The sequence below is a fragment of the uncultured Frigoribacterium sp. genome, assembly GCF_963515265.1.
Lineage (GTDB): Bacteria > Actinomycetota > Actinomycetes > Actinomycetales > Microbacteriaceae > Frigoribacterium.
The window spans coordinates 1-2,764 of sequence record NZ_CAUPYL010000270.1 but is presented as its reverse complement, the minus strand read 5'-3'; the positions used below and the strand labels follow the sequence as shown (position 1 = coordinate 2,764).

At 74.5% G+C, this 2,764-nt stretch carries 4 protein-coding genes, 1 tRNA gene and 1 pseudogene; 4 read left to right on the top strand and 2 right to left on the bottom strand.

Annotated elements, in window-relative coordinates; translation table 11 throughout:
• Window positions 1-595: DUF2332 family protein (locus RWM17_RS13805; RefSeq protein WP_314104599.1), on the bottom strand; the 595-nt coding region annotated here is incomplete at its 3' end.
• A gap of 157 nt (window positions 596-752) precedes the next feature.
• On the opposite strand from RWM17_RS13805, the gene msrB reads away from it, so the two are divergent.
• Together msrB and RWM17_RS13795 are read left to right on the top strand one after the other, a co-directional pair.
• Window positions 753-1,181, top strand: coding sequence for a peptide-methionine (R)-S-oxide reductase MsrB (gene msrB, locus RWM17_RS13800; RefSeq protein ID WP_314104601.1), 429 nt, complete (start codon window positions 753-755; stop codon window positions 1,179-1,181).
• The gene (locus tag RWM17_RS13795) at window positions 1,181-1,741 is read left to right on the top strand and encodes a nitroreductase family protein (RefSeq protein WP_314104597.1); all 561 of its coding nucleotides are present in this window, start codon (window positions 1,181-1,183) and stop codon (window positions 1,739-1,741) included. Before msrB ends, RWM17_RS13795 begins: the two co-directional genes overlap by 1 nt.
• 61 nt (window positions 1,742-1,802) lie before the next feature.
• Here RWM17_RS13795 and RWM17_RS13790 read toward each other — a convergent pair whose 3' ends face one another.
• Window positions 1,803-1,985, bottom strand: coding sequence for a hypothetical protein (locus RWM17_RS13790; RefSeq protein ID WP_123547894.1), 183 nt, complete (start codon window positions 1,983-1,985; stop codon window positions 1,803-1,805).
• Window positions 1,986-2,184: 199 nt separating this feature from the next.
• Here RWM17_RS13790 and RWM17_RS13785 point away from each other — a divergent pair.
• Window positions 2,185-2,258: transfer RNA gene (locus tag RWM17_RS13785), tRNA-Thr, on the top strand.
• Window positions 2,259-2,361: 103 nt separating this feature from the next.
• A pseudogene (locus tag RWM17_RS13780) lies at window positions 2,362-2,764 on the top strand (hypothetical protein); the annotation flags it as partial.

Sequence of the window (2,764 nt, the reverse complement as noted above, 5' to 3'; positions counted from 1 at the left end):
CCGTCGCCCCCGGCGGGAGCAGCGCCTCGAGCCAGCCCACGTCCGCGGCGGAGAGCACGTCCAGGGGGTCGAGGTCGAGTCCCGCGCGCCAGACGACCTCGGGCAGCCGCACCTCGCCCAGGTCGCCGTGCACGACGACCTCGAGCTGGACGGCGCTGTCCGGGGCACCCCAGCGGTCGTCGCCCGCACGGTGCCCGTAGCGGTCGGGCAGCAGGCCGAGGCCGGCCGAGGCGCCGACCTCGAGCAGGGCCACCGGCCCCTCCACCCGGGCGAGGGCGAGCGACACGGGGCTGGTGCGCCGCACGTCGTTGGTCTGCGTGAGCCGCCGGCCGAGCTCGTCGAGGAACCGGTCGGGGTGGTCGAGCAGCCAGCGACGCAGCTCGGGCCAGGGGCCGAGGGGCGCACCCAGCCACCTCGCGACGGCGAGCACGAGCACCGGCTGGCGCCGCGCCTCCTCGGCTCGCTCGACCAGCGCGAGCACCTCGGCGTCGGCGGCGACGCCCCGGGCGGCGGCGGCCCAGGTCGGCGAGCCCTCGAGCAGGACGGCGTCCGCGTAGGCGGCGAAGCGGTCGGAGAGGGTCGGCGGCGGTGTCACCGGCCGAGTCTCGCACCCCTGGGAGGCAGCCCCGAGGAGGCGGCGGCGCGGAATGGGCGTCGGCGGCGCGGTGTTCAATGGAGAGTCCCCGACGAGCAGGCCCCGACGCCTGCGAGTCCCCCCTGACGCAGAGGAGTGCACCATGGCGAACGAGCCCGTGTCGTACCAGGTCGAGAAGTCCGACGAAGAGTGGCGTCGTGAGCTCGACCCCCAGGCCTACCAGGTGCTCCGCCAGGCGGCGACCGAGCGCCCGTGGACGGGCGAGCTGCTCGACGAGAGCCGTGCCGGCATCTACGCCTGCGCCGCATGCGGCGCCGAGCTCTTCAAGAGCGGCACCAAGTTCGACAGCGGCTGCGGCTGGCCGAGCTTCTACGAGTCGGTCGACCCGGAGGCCGTCCAGCTGATCGAGGACGACTCGCTCGGCATGGTCCGCACCGAGGTCCGCTGTGCCACCTGCGGGTCGCACCTCGGCCACGTGTTCCCCGACGGCTTCGGCACCCCGACCGGCGACCGCTACTGCATGAACTCGATCTCGCTCGACTTCAAGGCCGAGGGCACCTCGACCGGCGACCAGGCCCGGGCCTGATGGGCACCGTCGCCGACGCTGCCCGCCGGCGACGGTCCCGCTCGAAGGTGACCGACGAGGCGCCCGGGCACGAGCAGCTCCTCGAGCTCGTGCAGGCGGCCGCGACGGTGGCCGACCACTCGTCGCTGCGGCCGTGGCGCCTGATCGAGCTGCGCGGCGACGACCGGCTGCTGATCGGTCGAGGGCTCGCCGAGGCGAGCGGTGCCGACGGGAAGTCGGCCGAGAAGCTCGAGCAGAAGTCTTTCCGGGCGCCGCTCGTCCTCGCCGTCGTGCTCTCGCCGGTCGAGAGCCGCAAGGTGCCCGAGTGGGAACAGGAGAGCGTCGCCTCGGGCGTCGCCCACCTGCTGTCGCTCGTGCTCGACGACGAGGGCTGGGGCGTGTTCTGGCGCACGGGCACCGACACGCGCCACGAGGCTGTGCACCGGGCCCACGGGCTGGCGTCGCACGAGAAGCTGCTCGGCTGGCTCTACGTCGGCGGGCGGACCGAGCGCGACGAGAAGCCCCGCAAGCTGCTCGAGCCCGGGCGCTTCGTCAGCGCACCGGGCTCGGCGACGGCCTAGGCCTCGGCCTCGGCCTCGGCGGGGAGGCTGCGCCTGGCAGGCCGTGCCTCCCAGGCCGCCACTACCAGGACTTGCGGCTCTGCCCCACGACGGTGATCGGCAGCCAGAAGGAGCCGGTCATCAGCACGATTCCCGCGAAGAAGACGAAGGCGTTGGGCTCGTCCTGGCCGAACGAGTACGCGAAGAGCGCGAAGCTCGCGAGCAGCAGGATGATCGAGCCGATGGCGGTCAGGACGTTGGTCATGGGAGCTCCTCGTGGTCGGTGCCCGGGGCGACCGGGCGCGACCGCACGGGTCGCTGCAGCTCCTACTTCACCACTTGCGCCGGGTCTGCGCCAATCCTGCGTGGCGTGCAGGCCGTCAGCCGCACCCCCGCCCGTGCCCGTCGCACTCCTCACCTGCCCGTCGTCCGTACGACGTCGGGTCGGTAAGATGGACCTGCCCGCCGCCTTGGCGCAGTCCGGTAGCGCAGTGCTCTTGTAAAGCGAAGGTCGTCGGTTCGAATCCGACAGGCGGCTCCCCCGGCCCCGTCCCGCCCCTCGGCGAGGCGGGGCCTTACCGTGTCGGCCGCAGCCCTGCCCCCGCCACACCGCCCCGCCCCGCCCCGCAGCACCCGACGACGTGCGCTCCCGACGAGAGGACCTCTCGACCGTGCCGTCCCGCCCGCCCGCCGCCGCCTCCGGCAGCCCCTTCCCCCGGCCCCGAGACCTGCTGCGCGTAGGGCCGCACGACGGCGCCCACCTGCCCGCGCTGCGCGTGGCCGTCTCGGTCGTGCTGCCGCTCGCCGTGCTCGTCGCGATCGGGCACGCCGAGTGGGCGCCCTACGCGACGTTCGGCGCGTTCGCGTCGGCGTTCGGCCGCGGACTCGGACGCGTGCAGCGACTCGGCATGCAGCTCGAGGCGGGCGCGCTGCTCGTCGTGGTCGTCGTGCTCGGCACGGTGCTCTCGGCGGCGTCGCTGCCCGCCGTGGCCCTGGTGCCGGTCGTGGCGCTCGTGGCGGGGGCGGCCTCCGTGGTCGCGGACG